This window comes from Bacteroides faecis (assembly GCF_020091505.1).
Classification (GTDB): Bacteria; Bacteroidota; Bacteroidia; order Bacteroidales; family Bacteroidaceae; genus Bacteroides; species Bacteroides faecis.
In genome coordinates this window covers 4,378,349-4,399,725 of sequence record NZ_CP081916.1, presented here as the reverse complement: position 1 = coordinate 4,399,725, position 21,377 = coordinate 4,378,349, and the positions used below count along the sequence as shown (strand labels likewise).

General features: G+C 43.2%; 13 protein-coding genes. 8 read left to right on the top strand and 5 right to left on the bottom strand.

Annotation, left to right across the window (positions count from 1 at the left end; all coding sequences use genetic code 11):
- Window positions 1-110: 110 nt before the first annotated feature.
- From K6V30_RS17305 to K6V30_RS17290, 4 genes are read right to left on the bottom strand one after another with little or no spacing between them, the layout of a single operon-like run.
- Window positions 111-3,980 carry a family 78 glycoside hydrolase catalytic domain gene (locus K6V30_RS17305; RefSeq protein WP_055270742.1) on the bottom strand — a complete coding sequence of 1,290 codons (3,870 nt, stop codon included), beginning with the start codon at window positions 3,978-3,980 and terminating at the stop codon, window positions 111-113.
- A 33-nt stretch (window positions 3,981-4,013) separates the two neighbouring features.
- Window positions 4,014-5,477: a glycoside hydrolase family 140 protein gene (locus K6V30_RS17300; RefSeq protein ID WP_055270744.1), complete on the bottom strand. Its 1,464-nt coding sequence runs from the start codon at window positions 5,475-5,477 to the stop codon at window positions 4,014-4,016.
- 54 nt (window positions 5,478-5,531) lie between these two features.
- Complete coding sequence (locus K6V30_RS17295; RefSeq protein ID WP_055270776.1) at window positions 5,532-6,740, bottom strand: glycoside hydrolase family 88/105 protein; 1,209 nt, start codon at window positions 6,738-6,740, stop codon at window positions 5,532-5,534.
- A 13-nt stretch (window positions 6,741-6,753) separates the two neighbouring features.
- On the bottom strand, window positions 6,754-9,222 hold the full coding sequence (locus tag K6V30_RS17290; protein ID WP_168166584.1) for a glycoside hydrolase family 95 protein: 2,469 nt from the start codon (window positions 9,220-9,222) through the stop codon (window positions 6,754-6,756).
- A 227-nt stretch (window positions 9,223-9,449) separates the two neighbouring features.
- Between K6V30_RS17290 and K6V30_RS17285 the strand changes: the two genes are divergently transcribed.
- The 8 genes from K6V30_RS17285 (at window position 9,450) to K6V30_RS17250 (ending at window position 20,658) form a co-directional block, all read left to right on the top strand.
- Window positions 9,450-10,448, top strand: coding sequence for a quinone-dependent dihydroorotate dehydrogenase (locus tag K6V30_RS17285; RefSeq protein ID WP_055270746.1), 999 nt, complete (start codon window positions 9,450-9,452; stop codon window positions 10,446-10,448).
- 5 nt (window positions 10,449-10,453) lie between these two features.
- Entirely contained in the window at window positions 10,454-11,242 is a 789-nt protein-coding gene (locus K6V30_RS17280; RefSeq protein ID WP_070101333.1) for an alpha/beta hydrolase, read from the top strand.
- A 67-nt stretch (window positions 11,243-11,309) separates the two neighbouring features.
- Window positions 11,310-12,101: a head GIN domain-containing protein gene (locus K6V30_RS17275; RefSeq protein WP_055270748.1), complete on the top strand. Its 792-nt coding sequence runs from the start codon at window positions 11,310-11,312 to the stop codon at window positions 12,099-12,101.
- Window positions 12,102-12,333: 232 nt separating this feature from the next.
- The gene (locus K6V30_RS17270; RefSeq protein WP_010537926.1) at window positions 12,334-13,062 is read left to right on the top strand and encodes a nitroreductase family protein; all 729 of its coding nucleotides are present in this window, start codon (window positions 12,334-12,336) and stop codon (window positions 13,060-13,062) included.
- A 546-nt stretch (window positions 13,063-13,608) separates the two neighbouring features.
- Complete coding sequence (locus K6V30_RS17265) at window positions 13,609-14,343, top strand: DUF5131 family protein (RefSeq protein ID WP_055270782.1); 735 nt, start codon at window positions 13,609-13,611, stop codon at window positions 14,341-14,343.
- A gap of 137 nt (window positions 14,344-14,480) precedes the next feature.
- The gene (locus K6V30_RS17260) at window positions 14,481-16,577 is read left to right on the top strand and encodes an aceric acid hydrolase (protein WP_010537928.1); all 2,097 of its coding nucleotides are present in this window, start codon (window positions 14,481-14,483) and stop codon (window positions 16,575-16,577) included.
- A 4-nt stretch (window positions 16,578-16,581) separates the two neighbouring features.
- Window positions 16,582-18,411: a right-handed parallel beta-helix repeat-containing protein gene (locus K6V30_RS17255; protein WP_029425539.1), complete on the top strand. Its 1,830-nt coding sequence runs from the start codon at window positions 16,582-16,584 to the stop codon at window positions 18,409-18,411.
- A 36-nt stretch (window positions 18,412-18,447) separates the two neighbouring features.
- The gene (locus K6V30_RS17250; RefSeq protein ID WP_055270750.1) at window positions 18,448-20,658 is read left to right on the top strand and encodes an alpha-L-rhamnosidase-related protein; all 2,211 of its coding nucleotides are present in this window, start codon (window positions 18,448-18,450) and stop codon (window positions 20,656-20,658) included.
- On the opposite strand, the gene K6V30_RS17245 is transcribed toward K6V30_RS17250, so the two are convergent.
- The gene (locus K6V30_RS17245; protein WP_022302044.1) at window positions 20,640-21,173 is read right to left on the bottom strand and encodes a GNAT family N-acetyltransferase; all 534 of its coding nucleotides are present in this window, start codon (window positions 21,171-21,173) and stop codon (window positions 20,640-20,642) included. The two genes, K6V30_RS17250 and K6V30_RS17245, sit on opposite strands and share 19 nt — an antisense overlap.
- Window positions 21,174-21,377 lie beyond the last annotated feature (204 nt).

Sequence of the window (21,377 nt, the reverse complement as noted above, 5' to 3'; positions counted from 1 at the left end):
ATTCGGTAAAGGAATATTGATAAACCTGTAAATAATAAAAATACCGCGCTGACACGATAATTGTCAGTGCGGTATAATTATAACAGAGAATCTGTTTTTTTATTCAGCTACTACTTAAGCTTTGACGGATCTATTTCCGCATACTTAATCCGTTGGCGACGCCAAGTATAAATCGCATGTAACTTGCCGTCTTTACCTTGAATAATACTTGGATAGGAATATTGGCTGATAGGACTATCTTCCAGTGTAAGGACAGGTTTCCAATGAATGCCATCCTCTGAAATGGCAACACATAGTGGAGTACGAGGTCCTTTCGGTGTACCGGGCTGTGTTGAGAAATTGTTGTAAATGAGTATGTGACGTCCGTCACTCATCGTTACAGCATCTGTTCCGGAATTATTGTTCGGGACATTGCTCAATGTCACTTTATTCCATGTTTCACCATTGTCGCTACTCCAGGCTGTTGCCAATAATGCATTACGTGTACGGCAAAGTACTTGTAATCTTCCATCCTTATGTTTTAGAATACTGGGTTGGATGGCGAGAATCGGCTGTGCACCTTTCCCTTGGATAGCTTCTCCTGCCTCTTGGTCATCTACGTTAATACCACCTTTTTTACGATTCTGAGTCGGAACAGACAACTCTGCCGGTACTGATTCCGTCGTTTTCCAAGTTTTACCTTTATCATCCGAATATTCAAAATGGATGCGCCATCCTCCTTTTCCTTCCCTGCTTGATGGACAGATGATACGCCCATTGATGTATTCGGGTTTGTTCTTGATAGGACCTAAAAATCCTTGGGGGAGTGCTTCACGCTTGCTCCATGTTTTACCTCCGTCTTTGGAACGAACCAACCATCCGGTCCAGTCGGCTACACTTAATCCTATTTTATAGAATAAGATCAAGTCACCTCCGGGTATTTGGAATAATACTGGGTTCCAGCATGCTTTTCTGCGGGCTGTCAGTTTCCCTTTTGTGTCCTTTACAGGTGTGCAGGCAGTGTCGATGCCTGCAATCTCAGCATTAGGATCATTGAGTGCAAACACACCGTCAGCTGCAAGTTTGGGAGCTGTCCATTCTTTTGCCCCTTTGGCTTTGCGGCATACCCAGATGCAACAATCCGGATTACGTTCTTTGGTACCACCGAAGAAAGAAGCTACCAAGTCACCGTTTTTCAACTCCACAATGGTTGCCCCGTGACATTCGGGGAAAGAAGCTTTTTCATATAGAAATTCATCACTGATGATGGCGGCGTTCCGTGTTGGTATATCTACGCTGAAATGATATTTGCCGGAACCTATTTTTTCTTTTCGTCCATCCGGCAGGTGCACTTCTCCTGTTGTATTGGCAGGAAGTTCGATATCCCATTCCAGATGCATGGGAGCCTTTTTCCATTGGCTGGTAATCTTTCCATAGATACTCATATAAGAAGCATCCACGTTACTCAATTCCTGAATTTCAAAAGCAGGCTGGAAAACAATATGTTTATAGCCGGATTTCCAACGGTCGGCACGGATACCAGCCAGATTATTGAAGCACCAGGGAAGTAGGTCGCCTAAGAGCATCACGTGGTTTCCACTGTTCATACCTGGATTTGCAGTATCACCGTTCCAAAGCTCCCAGATGGTAGTGGCACCTTGTGCAGCCATATACCCCCACGAAGGATATGTATCATTGGTGGCTAAGAGATATGCTACATCTGCATGCCCCCTACGGCTCAATTCACGCATTAGCCATTGTGTACCGATTACTCCGGTACTGATATGTCCTTTATTCGTTGTAATAATGGTCGTAACGGCATTCTTGGCCACTTCCTTAATGTATGGCTTGGGCACAAGACCGAAGGCTAACGGTAAAATATTCGCTGTTACAGTATTATTGCCATAGAAAATACTATCCGGATACAATGTATGACCGGGTACGAGCGATGTTCCTTCCTTCGCATGAAGAAAACGCGCATTAAACGCATCTTTCATTTTATGTTCCAGGTCTTCCCACTCTTTAGCGTCGGCTGTTAACCCTTGAATGCTGGCAAAACGATGCATTAATTGCAATACTTTCAGGTAATAAGCGGTAGCTATCAGTGCACCATCCGTTTTGCGGGCAGGATCTTGGCTATGAATCATTTCTAACGATTCGGGAGGAACGCACCAGTCACCATATTTGTCTTTGGTTATAATGTAATCCTTTGTCATATAATACTCACGGATATGAGATACCCATTTTTTGATAGCAGGATAATTATCTTCTATCGGGCGTTTGTCTCCATAGTTGGTAAAGAGCATATCGCAGACCAAGGGTAGGGTAGCGGGCCAGGTCACATTATCCGAATAGTAATTCCAAAAAGCCGGAGCTACATCGGGGATGCATCCGTCTTCGCGCTGTGCTTCGCGGATATCACGTGCCCATTTGTTGTACATCGCATGATTGTCGAAGAACATGCTTTCACCCCAGCAACCCATTGCATGATCGCCTAGCCAAGGCTGGCGTTCGTTACGTTGCGGGCAGTCTACCGGCATCCCTTTATAATTGCTCCGGATGCCCCAGAATGCGTTGCGTATGATCTGATTTAATGTCTCGTCTGAACAGGAGAAAGAACCGACATGATCCATTTCGTCTTCTACGACTTCCACAGTGAAATCTTCTACTTTTGCATCGGGATACCCACTGATTTCCACATAGCGGAAACCATGATACACAAAACTGGGAGCCCAGGTTGCACCTTGCGGTTCATGTCCGCTAACTACATATATATCCGTACAATGCGCATCGCGCAGATTCTTCGTAAAGATTTCCCCATTTGATTCTAAACGCTCTGCGAAATGAAGGCGAATACTGTCGCCTGCCTGACCTTTGATACGGAAGCGTACCCATCCTGCCAGATTTTGGCCGGTATCCATAATGTATTTATCACCAAGTTTCTTGATAGAAAGCGGCTTTAGAGTTTCCGTTACTTTCATGCCCGGTATCATCTGTGCACGTAATGTTCCACTGGGAATGCTGACGCGTTGGGCAGGTGTCCACCCCTTATCATCGTATCCTGTCAACGTCCAGTTTCCCAATTCTTTGCGTGCGTCATATTCTTCGCCATCATACTCGTTGTTGCTGCGGACCGGTCCTTCAGTCGTTAATTTCCAAGAGATGTCCGAGACGATTGTTTCTTTGTTTCCATCCGTATACTCTACAATCAGATTCAGGCGAAGCTTCGGATAGCCGAAAGTAGGTATTTTATACGGTTTGTAATTCTGGCGCATGGTATAAAAACGACCGTTGCCTAAGGTTACTCCGATTGCATTTTCTTTCTGAAGCTGAGACGTGACATCATAAGTATTATATAGAATTGTTTTCCGGTAATCGGTAGGGACAGGTGCCAGCACTTGGTCACCAATACGTTGTCCGTTGATGAATAACTCATACAGCCCCATTCCGGCAACGTGCACCATGGCTCGTTTCACCTCTTTCTTCAATGCAAATTCTTTGCGAAGATAACGGGCTGCCAAGCGGCTCCATTGAGTTTCACTATCGCCCGGAGCTGCCCGGTCCAGACCAATCCATTGGCCTCTCCAGTCTGCTTCATTGAATAACCCCATGCTCCAGAAAGCCGGGTTACTCCAGTTCGCTTCTCCTTTATTGGTATATACTTTTACTTTCCAGTAATAGGGAGCATTGCACTTCAGTGGTTCTCCCTGATAGGTAATCCATTGGGAAGCATCCGTTTCTATTTTTCCGGAATCCCACATATCTCCTTTTCCTTGTGCCAATAGCTCCGGGGAAGATGCAACAAGAATGTGATACGCAGTTTGCATCACATTCTGTTCATCCGACTCGATACGCCAACCCAGTCGGGGCTGGCGTGTATCGATGCCTAATGGATTCTTTAGCTGCTCTGTCCGCAGGTTGGTTACGTCTATGGCTGCACGTAATGAACCTGCTCCAAGAAGCAGTAAAGAAAATAATAATAGTTGTATTTTCTTATTCATGAGTGTAAATTAGATAAAGAGAGTGATTACTAATTAGACTCCGGCACCTTGGCGGTCCGGAAGTTCTGTCCAATCCTTATTCACATAGTCTTTACTACTGTCTACTACAATAAGGATATGATCGTTTCCGCTGCTGTAACCGCTGTCATGCTGGAACTTGTGCACACCGTTATCAAACTCACCGATGTATTTCAGTTTGCCATCTTTGGTAGTGTACCACCAGGCATTCTTTTTAGCACCACTAATTTTGCTGAAATCAACTTCCATCGGACGTCCGGTATAGTTATATACCATCAGATAATCATTACCGCGTGTCGCAATGGCACGGTCATACCGTTCACCGTTTTGTCCGGCAATGATAGATTGATCCGGTACGCGTTCGAAGAATGGGAAAGTCAGCATCAGATTCTTCAGATACTTCATTTGATTGTATCCGGGATCATTCAAAGCATCATACCAAGGTTTCTTAGCACCATAAGCACCGCCTACACCCGGTTTGATAAATTGCATAATAGAATTGTGACCATAGGTATGTCCGAAAGAACCGGCAAATACAGACCAATAAGCATATCGACGTACATCATAATCTTTCCATAATAATTCATTCTCGTCATGCAGGCCGTGAGGTATTTCCTCGTAGATGGGTTCACCGTCTATGACAGGTTTCATGGGTTTCATAGCCATACTGCGTTCTACAAAGCGCCAGTTGTCTTCTTCCGTATTTTCTTCAATAGGATAGTCGCCGTCGCCGAAACGTTGCCCATAACGGCGGTGTCCGCTTTGGAACATATTGAAATCCAGCCAGGGAGCATTGTTGAACCAAGTTGCAGAAGTCGTTCTGCCACGTGGATGGAATGTCATCAGATGATTTTTATCAATTGCCTTGATGGAGGTTGCCAAGGCTTCCCATTCGGCAGTTTTCACATCACCACGGATATCACCGCCGATAAACCAGATAATATTAGGCTCATCTTTATAACGTTCCGCCAAGAACTTACCATAAGCTTTTGCCTGATCTACATTCATTTCACCATGACTTACCGGACTTCCCCAGATGCAGACCATGCCGATATAAAGACCTTTCTTTGCTGCGGTACGGATAATGTAATCCATATGATCCCAATAACCATATACACCTTTCTGATTGATATTCTTGAAGTTGTAGCCGTCAGTCATTGAATACTGTCCGTAGATATTCATAGACGGGACATTATTCAATGTCTGAACCTGAATCACGTTATATCCGCGGCGTTTGCATTGTTCCAGATAATATTCGGCTTCGTCACGATTCAGACGTTCAGGCAGCAGCCAGCCGGTTTCTCCCAGCCAGAAGAAAGGAGTGCCGTTTTCGTGTTTCAGATAACGTCCTTCTTCAGAAACAACGAGCTTGCCGTTGCTCCATGGGATATACGTTTTTTGTGTTTTCTTCTGTGCTGAGACAGTGGTTGCCAATGTTAACAGCAACAATAAGAGAGGAAGGATCTTGAATTTTCTCATTGTATTCTATTGTTTTCTTAGTTTAAATACGAATTAAAATTATGCTGATGCGGATTAGTTCGATTTCGCCGTCAGATTCTCAAATTCAATGGCAGCCAATATAAAAGAACCTACTGACTTCGGATCATTCTCTATAACCGGTTCGCCGATATAATATTCAAATGAACCGTCACGATATCTTTTCGAGTCTCCACCCAGTCCTGCTACCGCACAACAATTGGTGATCGTGTAGCTACCGTCTTCTTCGAGACGGGTAAATGTATTGACCATTCCATCAAAAGCTTTGCGGGTAGGTTCGATGTATTCATTGCCGATATATCCTTTGTTAATAGCTTTGGCAAGTGTGTAGACAAATAAGGCAGTTGCCGAAGATTCCAGATAATTTCCTTCACGCGCTCCCTGATCCGTCACCTGATACCAAGTACCGGACTGAGGGTCCTGATATTTCACCAATGTTTTTGCCAGTCCCTGAAGAATCTGTATTACGCTGTCGCGTCCGATGGTTTCCTGTGGCAGATAATCCAGTACATCCACTATGGCAGCTCCATACCATCCAATGCTGCGACTCCAGAAGTTAGGTGAACAACCTGTTTCGGGATTTGCCCATTTCTGCTCACGGCTTTCATCCCATCCGTGATAGTAAAGTCCTGTGGCAGGATCATAGGTCTTATGGGCTATTAAAAGTATCTGCTTCACGGCTTCATCATATAGGGCAGATTCCTGAAAAGTAGTACCATACTGTACTAAATAAGGAGAAGCCATAAAAATACCATCCAGCCACATCTGATGAGGATATCTTAACTTATGCCAGAATCCTCCTTCACTTGTACGGGGTTGCTCTGCCATTTGTTTACGCAAGGTATCCATGGCTATTTTATATCGTTCGTCTCCTGTCTTTGCATACAGGTCGAAAAGAATCTTTCCGCCATTCACATTATCAATATTGAATGAAAGGTATTTCATTGTTTTGATACGTCCGTCAGTATCAACCAGACTGTCTGCATAGATTTTGGCATACTCATAATAGGTACTGTCTCCCGTATGTTTCCATTCTTCCAACATCGATTTTACTACGAGCCCGTGGGTATATCCCCAACGTGGTTTCTTGGCTTTTTCAATCATCCAGGGTTCGGGAAAACGTTGCATTTCAGAACGTGCCATACGTTCGCTCCATTTTTCAGTTTCTGTTTTTTGAGGTGCTGTGCATGCGATGAAGCAAGCGACTCCACAAGCAACAGTCAGTTTTAATAAGTTTCTGTTCATATCAGTAGAGTTATTATTTTCCAATCAGTATATATTCTTCTCCTGCTTTGGTGGGCAAGTCATATAAATATGTTTTTGCAATTTCCACTTTATTCAGGTTGGCTTTCTCATTAACCAAAGGTTTGGGAATCGTGGGGACTGCGTAGAGAGGGTGCGGATTTTCTCCTTTGGCACGTTTCAAGCCTTTGCCGGTTAGCGGGTTGAGTGAACGCAGACGGCAGTTTCCACCTTTATGAGATTTCACAACCAGACGATTTACTTTTCCATTCTTCCAGTCCAAATCGAGTTCGAAACCTCCACGGGCGATAATACCTTTGACAGAACCGTCTTTCCAAAGAGTAGGAAGTGCCGGAAGCAAGTAGATAAAACCATCGTAACTTTGCATCAACATTTCGGCTATTCCCGCGGCGCAACCGAAGTTTCCGTCAATCTGGAAAGGTGGGTGTGCGTCGAACAGGTTAGGGTAGGTACCTCCTTTTTTCTTTTCGTTACGTACCAAAGTTAATTGGTCGGCTATTAGTTCATAGGCATGGTCACCATCAAGGAGTCGTGCCCATAAGCATACTTTCCATCCCATGCTCCATCCGGTAGACGGGTCTCCGCGGTGAATGAGGGAAGTGCGTGCCGCATCGAATAGTTCCGGAGTACGGTAAGGAGAAATCTGGTTGCTGGGGAATAGTCCGTACAGATGGGATACATGGCGATGTACATCGTTCGGGTCATCCCAGTCGAACATCCATTCCTGCAATTGTCCCCAATGTCCTACTTGCATGGGAGCCATTTCTTTGAGGCGTTGCTCCAGATGAGCTGCAAATTCTTTATCCGTATTCAGAATTTGGGAAGCTAAAATAATAGCGGTCCAAAGATCGAATATCAATTGATTGTCCATTGTGCATCCGGCAGCTGTAGTTGCCTTTCCGTTGCTACCGGAATGTACATTCTCCGGTGAGTTGCTCGGGCAGACTATCAGCCAGTTGTGTACAGGTTCTTTCACCATAATCTCATCAAAGAATAGTCCGGATTCTTTTAATATCGGGTAAATGGAACGAAGGAACTCAATGTCTCCGGTATACAGATAGTGTTCCCAAAGATGACGGCACAACCATGCACCACCACTGGGCCACATGCCCGAAGGCGCTTTGTCGAGTGCTCCTGTAATGCGCCATATATCTGTGTTATGATGTAATACCCATCCATTAGCTCCATACATGACTTTGGCTGTTTCCTTTCCGCTTTCACTAACCTCTTTTATAAGTCGGAAAAAAGGTTCGTTCAGTTCACTTAGATTAGTCACTTCCGATGGCCAGTAATTCATTTCCAGATTGATATTACAGGTATATTTGCTATCCCATGAGGGGAATAATTTATCATTCCAGATGCCCTGTAGATTTGCAGGCTGCCCGCCGGGTTGTGAAGAGCAGATTAACAGATAGCGCCCGAACTGAAAGTAAGTGGCAACCAAATGTGCATCATGGGTCTCTTTGAAATTCTCCACGCGTTTGTCGGTTGTCACATTCTTATATAGGTCTTCTCCTAAATCCAGAGATACTCTGGTCAGATACCGACGATAAAAATCCACATGATTCTTCTTGGATTCTGCGAAAGAATGAAGCAATGCTTCGGACAAATAACTCTTTGCACGTTCTGCCTGATTGCCTGTGATATCCAGATAGTTATTGAAATTAGTGGCTATAGACACATAGATCGTAGCTTCATCGGCTCCTTCGACAGAAAGAATACCGTCAGCACAAGCTATTTTTCCTCCTTGATTCCGGGCGGTTAGTCTGCCTTGAAATTCAACTTTCCCTTTCAGTCCTTCATGCAGGGAAGATACTCCTGAAAGTGTTACACAGTTCCCTTCTTCAGAGTTAATCATTACATCCTGATGGGGTGAAGTGAGCTGTGCGTTGAAGGTTATTTGTCCCGGACGGTTGGCAGTCAGCCGTATCATCACTACCTGATCGGTGAATGAGGTGATCGTTTCACGCTGATATCGCACTCCGTCTACTTCATAGCGGACGATGACACGTGCAGAGTCTAAACTTAATTCCCGATAATAGTCAGAGTAACGGGTATGTCCGGGAAAGGCTATTCGCAGGTCACCGAAACTCTGGTAAGGCATTCCCGAATTTGTTTTTGCCATTACTTTTTCAGTGGCTAGCGTCTGTGCTTCCAGATACTTTCCGGCAAAAACAAGTTCACGCACCTTCGGGATATACTCCAATGCGTCCGGATTTGCATTGTTGTTGGGGCGTCCTGCCCAAATGGTTTCTTCGTTTAGTTGTATTTGTTCTGTGCCGGGCGTTCCATATACCATAGCCCCCAGACGCCCGTTTCCCAAGGGTAAAGCTTCGGTCCATACCTGTGCGGGACGGTCATACCATAGCTTATATTCCTGCGTAGGTATCTTCTTCTCCTGTGCATGGATACAGCCCACAGACACCATGACAAACAGATATCCGATAAATCTCTTTTTATTCATTTTCATCCAATCGCTTTTATACTTTTATAAAAGGACGATCGGAAGTGATTTTTGTACCCAGTATACAGGTTATAAGAGGCGGGGATAATTAAAAGTTATCGGGCATAAAAAAAACGAACTTCAATATCTGCTTAAAAAGGACTTACTTTGCAGGTGGAAAAGCACGGTGGAAAAGTAATTTTTCAAGTGCGGACCTATATGTTTAATTAATAAACAGATAATTGAAAATGTATAATTTAATCGTTAGACCGTTGTTATTTCGCATTGATCCCGAAAAAGTACATCGAATACTTTTGAACTGGCTGAAATTCTACCGTTATCTGCTTCCGTTAAGAAGTTGTGTGAGAGGACACTATAAAGTTTTTGCCCCCTTTTCATACGGAAATCTGCACTTTAAAAATCGGGTAGGCTTGTCTGCCGGATTCGATAAAAATGCGGAAACGTTTGATGAGTTGGCAGACTTTGGTTTCGGTTTTCTGGAAGTGGGCACTATAACTCCCGATAGTCAGCCGGGAAATCCTTCTCCCCGTATCTTACGGCTGGTGAAAGATGAATCACTGATCTCGCGTACCGGTTTCAATAATTGCGGTGTTGATATTACTCTGGAACATATTCGAAAGAATAGAAAACATTCATACATGCTCGGAGTAAATATCAATAAGAATCCACTTTCTGCCGGTGAACAGATCATCAAAGATTTTGAGTTGGTTTTCACCCGCTTGTATGAAAGTGTAGATTATTTTACGTTAAACTGGGGCAGTATCGATCATGAATCATTTGCTAAAGTTTTAGAAAACCTCACAACATTTCGTCAGACAGCGAACAAACGGTGCAGTATTTTCATTAAACTTCCAGCGGATATAGATGAAAGGGCATTGGACCTGGTCATTTCCCTCGCATGTAAATATTCCATAGAAGGCTTTATAGCCACAGGTCCGACAATGGACCGTTCGGAATTGCATCAGACAGAAACAAAACAGTTGGAAAAGATTGGCAACGGTGGTGTCAGTGGTCGGGGGATTGGTAAGAAATCGCAGCATGTAGTGCGCTATCTGTCCAAGCATACCGACCATCACTTTTTGATTATCGGAGCAGGAGGGATAATGACAGCGGAGGATGCAGCTGATATGGTTTCTCAAGGGGCTGATATGGTACAGATTTATTCGGCATTCATTTATTCAGGTCCGTCCATTGTTCATCAAATAGGGAAGAAACTTAAATATTAATTGATATGAAGAAATTAATTTGTATGAGTCTGTATGACGACTTATCCATGACGACCTATAATTTGTCAGAAGTGGACAATGCCGAATTGACCGGAATCGTAGAAAATGCTCCCGAAGGAACTTTATTTGTTTTCACTTGTGACAAGCCTGATGGCAGTAGTGTTATAGTGTGTCCCGGAGGTGGCTTTCTGAAGACTAATCTGGAACATGAAGGTACTGATTTTGCCGAATGGTTTACGAAGCAGGGAATTACATATATTGTCTTTAAATATAGAATGCCTCATGGTAATCCTGATGTTCCTGGACAGGATATTCAGTTGGCATTGAAAGTGGTGCGAGAAAAAATTCCCGAGTTTTGCGATAAATTGGGAGTTATGGGTGCTTCTATCGGAGGATATCTGGCAACTTGTGCAGCTACTCTTTTACCGGATGATGAAAAGCCGGATTTCCAAATCCTGATGTATCCGGTAGTGAGTGTAGACGATCGCCTGACACATCTTCCTTGTCGAGAACGAATGTTTGGCAATTCCTACTCACCGGATAAAATAGAGCAGTATTCACCGATTGAGCACGTTACTTCCGGTTCACCAGTCGCTTTCATCGTAGCAGCTGCGGACGATGCTGTGGTAAGTCCTCTGAATAGCATTTTGTATGCAGCCAGATTACAGAAAATAGAGATTCCTATCTCCCTGCACATTTATCCTACAGGAGGACATGGATTCGGCTATAATGATAGTTTTGTGTACAAACAGAAGTGGCTTCAAGAGCTTGGGGAATGGTTGGCAAAATTATAATTCTTTTCTTGTAAATTGAAATATACTTCCTATATTTGTCATTCAGAATATTTAATGAAAAGAAATTATGAAAAAATTAAAGGTTATATCTATGTTGGTGGTGCTGATGTTCCTGTTTATTATAGGAATACAGGCACAGACCGTTACTCCCAGTAAAAAATATATCACGAAGGAACTGAACAACGTAAGCAACTTTAGTTCAATCAGAGTATTAGGCAGCCCCGATGTTGAATATCGTCAGAGTAGTGGCTCTAAAACGACAATTTCTGTATATGGTTCGGATAATTTGGTAGATTTACTGGAAGTCTCTACTGTGAATGGAGTATTGCAGGTGAATATCAAAAAAGGAGTTAAGATTCTTAGTGGAGAACGTCGTTTGAAAGTGATAGCTTCTTCTCCTTCATTGAATCAGGTAGACATTAAAGGTTCGGCAGATGTATATCTGAAAGGTACTATCAAAGGAAATGACTTGAATTTGAATATAACTGGTTCAGGAGATATCGAAGCGGAAAATCTGCAATATACTAATGTATATGCTTGGGTAAAAGGAAGCGGAGACATTGACTTGAAGAATGTGAAAGCTACTATTGTAATGTCAGAAGTTAACGGTTCGGGTGATATCAATATGAAAGGTTCGGCACAAAAGGCTGCGCTGACAGTAAATGGTTCCGGAGATATTGATGCTGAAAAGCTGGCTGCGACTAATGTCGTTGCTACTGTTGCCGGTTCGGGTGATATAGTTTGTTATGCTGCCGGGCAGTTGGATGCAAAGGTTAGTGGTAGCGGTGATATCGAATATAAAGGAAGTCCTTCTGTTGTAAATAAACAAGGTAAGAAGAATTCGATTACTAGCAAGTAAAAGGATACCTTATTATAGTAAGTGGGCAAATATGTGACAGATAGCATGTTTGCCCGTTTTTGTTTGTGCATTTATTAGTGTCTTATCTGAATATATGCAACGATAAAATGTTAAAAATGCAGCTAATTAAGATACAATTAACCTGCAATTCTGTTTTAATTCATATGGACTTATATCCACATCTGATATTATAGTACATTATGGAAGATTATTTAATTAAGCCAATCAGTATATGAACTTAGATGAAGTTTTAAATTACCGTCGCTCTGTACGAGTGTATGATAAAGAAAAGAAAATAGATACAGAGAGAGTGAAACATTGTCTGGAACTGGCAACTCTGGCTCCTAATAGTTCGGATATGCAACTGTGGGAGTTTTATCACATCACACAGCCCGAATTAATGGCAAAAGTTTCAAGAGCTTGCCTTGATCAGAAAGCAACTTCTACGGCTTCGCAGATTGTTGTTTTCGTGACACGTCGTGACTTGTATCGGAAACGGGCGAAGTTCGTCCTTGATTTTGAGACAGGAAATATCCGGCGGAATAGTCCTGAAGACAGGCAGGAAAAACGTATTAAAGACAGAAAACTATATTACGGGATACTGATGCCGTTTGTCTATGCCCGTTTCTGTGGTCTTTTAGGACTTTTCAGAATGTTGTTAGCTAATATTATCAGCATTTTCCGTCCTATGATGCTCGAAGTATCCGAAGGTGATGTGCGTGTGGTAGTACATAAATCCTGTGCACTTGCTGCCCAGACATTTATGATTGCTATGGCAAATGAAGGATATGATACCTGCCCTTTGGAAGGCTTGGATAGCCGGAGGCTTAAAAGGTTGCTTAAGTTACCTCATGGTGCCGAAATAAATATGGTGGTTTCTTGCGGAATACGAAATGGAAATAAAGGTATTTGGGGGGAACGCTGCAGAGTGCCGTTTGAGAAGGTTTATCGTAGAATTTAAATTAGTTCAACAGACGGAGGATAATACTAAACGGTCTTTATTAAATAATCAGATCTGCGGAGATACGTTTTGGCATACCTCCGTTTTTTGTTTTATAATCTGCCCGAGTATAGAGGCGAATATGCTTGTCAGCTTGATTTAATTGAATTTTAATAAATGAAATTTATTTTTTCGTAATTGTACAAATAACACAAAATAATGTTCACTGTGGGCTTCATTTGCTATATTCCGCAACAAAACTTGCTTAGAGTCATAGTATTAGTCACCTTTCGAAACATTTATTGTTTGTATCCGTCATGAATGGAGTTTGGCTAGTCCCCAAATATACGGATATTTGTGAAGTGAGATTTCACTATCAAAAGTATTGGTCCTTTCGGGCCGGCCGCCTGTGAAGGTAGCTCTATTGTTTGTTTTGTTTGTGTTTGGTGCATCTTTTTTCAAGCGAGAAAGAAGATGCACTATTAATTTATACCACCTAATTGTCGGATATGGGCTGAAAATTTGCCTATGAAACGAAGAAAGCATACATTTGAAGAAAAAAAGAAGATGGGTGAGAAAGCGTCGATGTGGAACTTATGGCATGGCTGTCACAAATGGAGTGAGGGCTGTCGCCATTGCTACGTATATCGCACAGATGGCAAATATGGAAAAGACAGTTCGGTTGTGACAAAGACAGAAAAGTTCGGTTTGCCCTTGCAGAAGAAAAAGAATGGAGAATATAAAATACCTTCAGGGAACTTGGTATATACCTGCTTTACTTCCGATTTTCTTATTGAAGATGCAGATAGATGGCGTGCTGAAGCATGGGAAATGATGCGGATACGGCAGGACCTTCACTTTATGTTCATAACGAAGCGGACAGAGAGACTACAGCAGTGTTTGCCACCGGACTGGGGAGATGGGTATGACAATGTGACGATTTGTTGTACCATGGAGAATCAGGACAGAGTAGATTATCGCCTGCCTATTTATAGAGAAAGTCCTATTAAACATAAAATTATTATCTGTGAACCTCTTCTTAGTTCGATTGATTTCAGAGGAGAGTTGGAAGGATGGGTAGAGCAGGTAGTAGCCGGAGGAGAGTCCGGGAAAGAAGCTCGCGTATGCAATTATGATTGGATATTGGACATTCGCCGCCAATGTGTGGAAGCGAATGTCGGTTTTTGGTTTAAACAGACGGGAAGTTATTTGTTGAAAGACGGACATGAATATAAAGTTGCCCGACAGTTCCAACATTCGCAGGCGAGGAAAGCGGAACTGAATTATACTCCTAAGAAATAACGGAAAAACATATATAAATAAAGGAATACGAAGGTTGCCGGACAGCCTTCGTTTTTTGTTTTATTGAGTACAAAATATGAATAATCACGTCTCTCTTTAAAGAGATAGTGTGTAAATTTTAAAAATATTCATATTAAATGAAACAGATAAAGCTGTTATTTCTTCTAGCTTCCGCCTCCGTCACGGGAGTATTTGCACAAAGCAATGGATTGACGGACATGAGTCAAAGCCGTTATGCCAAAATGGCGAACACCGGAATAAATGCCGTACATTGGACCAATGGATTTTGGGGAGAACGTTTTAATGTATTTAGCGGGACTTCCCTGCAGAGCATGTGGAATACCTGGAATACGCCGGAAGTTTCTCATGGTTTCCGTAATTTTGAGATTGCTGCCGGTGTATGCAAAGGAGAACATTGGGGACCTCCATTTCATGATGGAGACATGTATAAGTGGATGGAAGGGGTTGCTTCTGTGTATGCAGTCAATAAAGATCCGGAACTGGACAAGTTAATGGATAACTTTATTGCTTGCGTCGTAAAAGCCCAACGTGCAGACGGTTATATACATACACCGGTTGTTATAGAAGAACTAAACAAAGGGATCGACAGTCATACGCTGGCAGATTCTCAGCAACAGACTGTGATTGGTACGAAGGTAGGTGCAGAGGATGAGAAAGGAGCTTTTGCCAATCGATTGAATTTTGAAACTTATAATCTGGGGCATTTGATGATGGCAGGTATCGTCCACCGTCGTGCTACCGGAAAAACGACTCTTTTCGATGCAGCAGTGAAAGCTACGGATTTCCTTTGCCACTTCTATGAGACAGCTTCTGCTGAATTAGCACGCAATGCTATTTGCCCTTCACACTATATGGGAGTGGTTGAGATGTATCGTGCCACAAAAAATCCCCGTTATCTGGAACTTTCGAAGAATCTGATTAATATTCGCGGTATGGTAGAGAACGGTACGGACGATAATCAGGACCGTATCCCTTTCCGTGATCAGTATCGTGCAATGGGACATGCCGTACGTGCCAATTATCTTTATGCAGGCGTAACAGATGTATATGCCGAGACAGGAGAACAACAGTTGATGAAAAACCTGACTAGCATCTGGAATGACATTGTCACTCGGAAAATGTATGTGACCGGAGCCTGCGGAGCCCTCTATGACGGAACTTCTCCTGATGGTACCTGCTATGAACCGGATAGTATACAGAAAGTGCACCAAAGTTACGGTCGTCCCTATCAGTTGCCAAACAGCACGGCACATAATGAAACATGTGCTAATATTGGTAATATGCTTTTCAACTGGCGTATGTTGGAAGTAACCGGAGATGCAAAATATGCAGAACTGGTAGAGACTTGTCTTTATAATAGTGTATTGAGTGGCATCAGTCTGGACGGAAAGAGATATTTCTATACGAATCCCCTCCGTATTAGCGCCGATCTGCCTTATACACTTCGTTGGCCGAAAGAACGGACAGAATACATTAGCTGTTTCTGTTGTCCTCCGAATACATTGCGTACTCTTTGTCAGGCACAGAATTATGCTTATACATTAAATGATGAAGGTATCTATTGCAACTTGTATGGCGCAAATACATTGACAATCCACTGGAAGGATAAAGGTGAGATTGTCTTGACACAAGAAACGGATTATCCCTGGGATGGTAATGTACGCGTGAGATTGAATAAACTGCCTCGTAAAGCCGGAGCTTTCTCTCTTTTCTTCCGTATACCGGAGTGGTGCGAAAAGGCTACATTGACAGTAAATGGCGAGCCGGTGCAGATTGCTGCAAAAGCAAATACATACGCGGAAGTGAACCGTATATGGAAAAAAGGAGATATGGCGGAGTTGACAATGGACATGCCTGTCCGTTTGCTTGAAGCTCATCCTTTAGCAGAGGAAATCCGTAATCAGGTGGTCGTGAAACGTGGTCCGTTGGTATATTGTCTGGAAAGTATGGATATTGCGAACGGAGAGAAGATAGACAATATACTGATTCCCTCAGATATACAACTGACTCCCAGGAAGATTACGATTGAAGGTAGTCCGATAGTAGCGCTTGAAGGAAAAGCCCGCCTGACATCAGAAGAGTCATGGGAAGGAGTACTTTACCGACCGGTCGCCCGTGCCGGGAAAACTGTGGATATCCGTTTGATTCCTTATTATGCATGGGGGAACAGGGGAAAAGGGGAAATGACTGTTTGGATGCCACTAGCAAGATAAAAATATGATTAGAAAGAATGTGATAATAATGGGGGTATTACTAGCCATGAGTTCTACTCTTATGGCCGGCGATATCTGGGTTTCTCCGAAAGTGACCCTGACATCAGCTTTGCGACAGGCACGTGAATGGCGGCGAACCGGTGATGAACGTGCTCAGGGAGGGATCAATATTTATATAGAAGGTGGTACATATACATTTCATGAACCTGTTTTTATTCGTCCGGAAGATAGCGGAACAGAGGATTCTCCTACGGTAATTCGTTCCGCTACCGGTGAAAAAGTTGTGTTGAGTGGAGGTGTCCGTATCAATGGCTGGAAAAAACAGGGTAAGTTTTGGGTAGCGGATGTTCCGACATTTAACGGACGTCCGTTAGATTTCCGGCAGATGTGGGTGAACGGAAAGAAAGCTGTCCGTGCCCGTGATGTAGAAGATTTCGAGAAGATGAACCGTATTTGTAGTGTGGACGAGAAGAATGAGATTCTTTATGTCCCTGCCAGTGCAATACGTAAACTGACAGACGGGAAAGGCATTTTACAAGCCAAATATGCCGAAATGGTTCTTCATCAGATGTGGTGCGTGGCAAATCTTCGCATTAGTTCTATCGAAATACAGGGGGACAGTGCTGCCATATGTTTTCATCAACCGGAGAGCCGGATACAGTTTGAACATCCCTGGCCCCGTCCAATGGTTACGACGGACGGACATAATTCCGCTTTCTATCTGGTCAATGCACGTGAATTGTTGGATGTGCCCGGAGAATGGTACCACGATATAGAAAGCCGTAAAGTCTATTATTATCCGCGAACAGGAGAGAAGATGCAATCTGCTGATACGGAGGTGATAGTCCCTGCCGTTGAGACATTGGTGCAGATAGCAGGAACGTTGGATCGTCCGGTTTCGAATATTCGCTTTGAAAACATCACTTTCTCTTATACTACCTGGATGCGTCCTTCCGAAAAAGGTCATGTTCCTCTCCAGACAGGGATGTATCTCACAGACGGTTACCGCATCGAACCGAAGATGCAGCGGAATTATTTGAATCATCCGTTGGATAACCAGGGATGGTTGGGACGACCGGCTGCGGCTGTCCGGGTGGTTGCTGCCAATCAGATTGATTTCGAACGTTGCAGTTTTGAACATTTGGGCTCTACCGGATTGGATTATGAGCAAGCTACACATGGCGGGGTGATTCGTGGATGTCTTTTCCGTGACATTGCCGGAAATGGATTGCTGGTCGGTAGCTTTTCTCCGGCTGCTCACGAAACGCATTTACCTTATGATCCTGCCGACCGTCGGGAAGTATGTACACATCAACAGATCGATAATTGCTATTTTACTGAAATTGGCAATGAAGATTGGGGATGCCTTGCCATCGCTGCGGGATATGTCAGCGATATCAATGTGGAACATAATGAGATCTGTGAAGTGCCGTATAGCGGTATCAGCCTCGGGTGGGGATGGACGCAGACGGTGAATTGTATGCGAAATAACAGAGTTCATGCGAATCTGATCCATCATTATGCCAAACATATGTATGATGTGGCAGGAATATATACACTTGGTTCCCAACCCAAAAGTTATGTAACTGAGAATTGTGTTCATAGCATCTATACACCCGGTTATGTGCACGATCCTAACCATTGGTTTTATCTTTATACGGATGAGGGTTCTTCTTTCATCACAGTCCGTGATAATTGGACGGAAGGAGAGAAGTACCTTCAAAATGCCAATGGTCCCGGCAATGTGTGGGAAAATAATGGTCCGAAAGTAGATACTGTTATTCGTGAGCGTGCAGGCCTGAAGGCGGAATACAGGGATTTACGGAATAATTAGAAGAAATATAAGAATCTGTTAGGAATAGAAAGAAAAATGAAAAATAGATGGATAATCTTATTGGGTGCATTGTCTTTGGCAAGTAGCACTTTTGCCCAAACCTGGATATGGTATCCCGGTGACTACGAAATTTGGTTGGGCAACCAGATGAACAACCGGCGTACAGAGCGTGGTGCCTTTTTTCCTCCCTTCTGGAAAACGGATAGTCACTATGTAGTCGTTGAATTCAGCAAGCAACTGAATCTTTCGGAACCGGAAGAGATTTTCATAGCTGCCGAAGGAAAGTACAATGTCAAACTCGACGGGAAACTTCAATTCGGTATGCCGGAAACGATGACTCTTCCTGCCGGAAAGCATAGTCTGAACATCAAAGTCTGGAATCAGGCTACTCCGCCCACCATTTATGTAAAAGGGAAGACTGTAAATTCTGATTCCTCCTGGCGTGTGACCTATGAAGATAAGGAATGGATTGATGAGAGCGGTAAAGCCAGCGATACCTCTGCTACCGTTTACATGGATGCCGGATGCTGGAATTTTGATGGTGCCACTCAGCGCCCTTCTCAATTCACTTTGCTTCGCGAACCTCATCAAGCTGTCTCTAAGACAGAGCAACCGGAGGGGGGAACTCTTTATGACTTTGGCAAAGAGACTTTTGGATATATCACTTTGAAGAATCTTTCCGGGAAGGGGCATATTGCTATATTTTATGGTGAAAGCCCGGAAGAAGCAAAGGATAAAGAGTTTTGTGAAACACTGGACAAGCTGTTCGTAGAATCGGGGCAAGTAACTGATCTTGCCATCCGTAGTACCTCTCCTTTAAACGATTCGGCTAATGCATATACGTTGGAAAACAGTAAAGCTTTCCGTTATGTTTATATCACTCATGAGCCCGGAGTACAGATAGGAGAAGTATCCATGCAATACGAGTATCTTCCTGAAGAATATCGCGGCAGTTTCCGTTGCAATGACGAGGAACTGAATCGTATCTGGAAAGTGGGTGCATATACCATGCATCTTACTACCCGTGAATTCTTTATCGATGGAATCAAACGTGACCGTTGGGTATGGAGTGGTGACGCCATCCAAAGCTATCTGATGAACTACTATCTTTTCTTCGATAATGAATCAGTGAAACGCACCATCTGGCTGCTTCGCGGCAAAGATCCGGTGACTAGTCATAGCAACACCATTATGGACTATACTTTCTATTGGTTTCTGAGTGTTTATGATTATTACATGTATAGCGGTGACCGACACTTTGTTAATCAGTTATATCCGCGCATGCAGACGATGATGGACTATGTATTGGGACGAACGAATAAAAATGGAATGGTAGAAGGACTGTCCGGCGATTGGGTATTTGTGGACTGGGCAGATGGTTATCTGGATAAAAAAGGAGAATTATCTTTTGAGCAAATACTCTTCTGCAGGAGTCTGGAGACGATGGCTTTATGCGCCGACTTAGTCGGAGATTCAGACGGAAAACAGAAATACGATAAACTGGCTTCTGCATTGAAGGCTAAACTGGAACCGACTTTCTGGAATACACAGAAACAGGCATTTGTACATAATAGTGTCAATGGCAAACAGAGTGATGCAGTCACTCGTTACGCTAATATGTTCTCTGTCTTTTTCCAGTATCTGGATGATAAGAAGCAACAGGCAATCAAGCATTCTGTCCTTTTGAACGACAGCATTCTGAAGATTACCACTCCTTATATGCGTTTCTATGAACTGGAAGCCCTCTGTGCTCTGGGCGAACAGGACGCTGTGATGAAAGAAATGAAAGCTTACTGGGGAGGTATGCTGAAAGAAGGAGCTACTTCTTTTTGGGAGAAGTATAATCCGGAAGAAAGCGGAACACAACATCTTGCAATGTACGGGCGCCCTTATGGAAAGAGCTTGTGCCACGCTTGGGGAGCAAGCCCTATTTATTTGCTGGGGAAATATTATCTGGGAGTGAAACCGGTAAAAGAAGGTTATAAAGAATTTAGCATTGCTCCGGCATTGGGAGGATTGAAATGGATGGAAGGCACTGTTCCTACTCCGAATGGTGATATCCAGGTCTATATGGATAGCAAAACAATCAAAGTAAAAGCAACGGAAGGCGAGGGATATCTGACAATCCGGAGTCGCCGCCAACCGAAAACAACTATTGGCAAGATGGAAAAGGTATCGGAAAATACCTGGCGCCTTTGGATTGATTCACCGGAAGAAAGAGTGATAAGCTATTTTAACTCGATATGATATACTACATGTCTGCAAAGTGCATGTCCCTGAGGAACAAGCGGATGGTTAAACTCTTTCATCCGCTCCATTCCTATTTTCTGCATTACCCGCTCCGAACGCAGATTGGGGAGGGAAGTAAACGAAAAGATTGTTTGGATATCTAAGTATTTGCGGGCATACTCCAAACAAGCCAATGCCGCTTCAGGAGCATAACCATGTCCCCAATACTCATGTGCCAGCCGCCAGCCGATTTCTACACCCGGAGCAAAGTCCACATCAAATGTAATCTGATGAAATCCCGTATAGCCTATAAAAGCATGATCTTCTTTACGCTCTACAGCGTACAAACCAAAGCCGCAAGTTTGGAACTCATTTTGGATACGATGATAAAAGGCCAATGATTCTTCGGGAGTCAGTGGGTTGAGAAAAAATTCCATCACATGAGGATCAGCATTCATGCGGGCAAAAGCTGAAATGTCTTCCTCTTTCCAATCGTGGAGAATCAATCGGGGTGTTTCTATGTAAATCTGCATAATGATAATGATAAATGGGGTACAAAGATATACTTTTGGATTTAAAAAGTTAAGATTTTATATTACTAAGCCGGAACTTTTTGAAATCATTATCTGTTTTATAAATATGACTGACATAAATAAACACCTTAATACATGCCTACTGATCTTATTATAATGAGTACAAACAGGGAGTTGCCTCGTCTTCTTATAGTATAGAAAGAT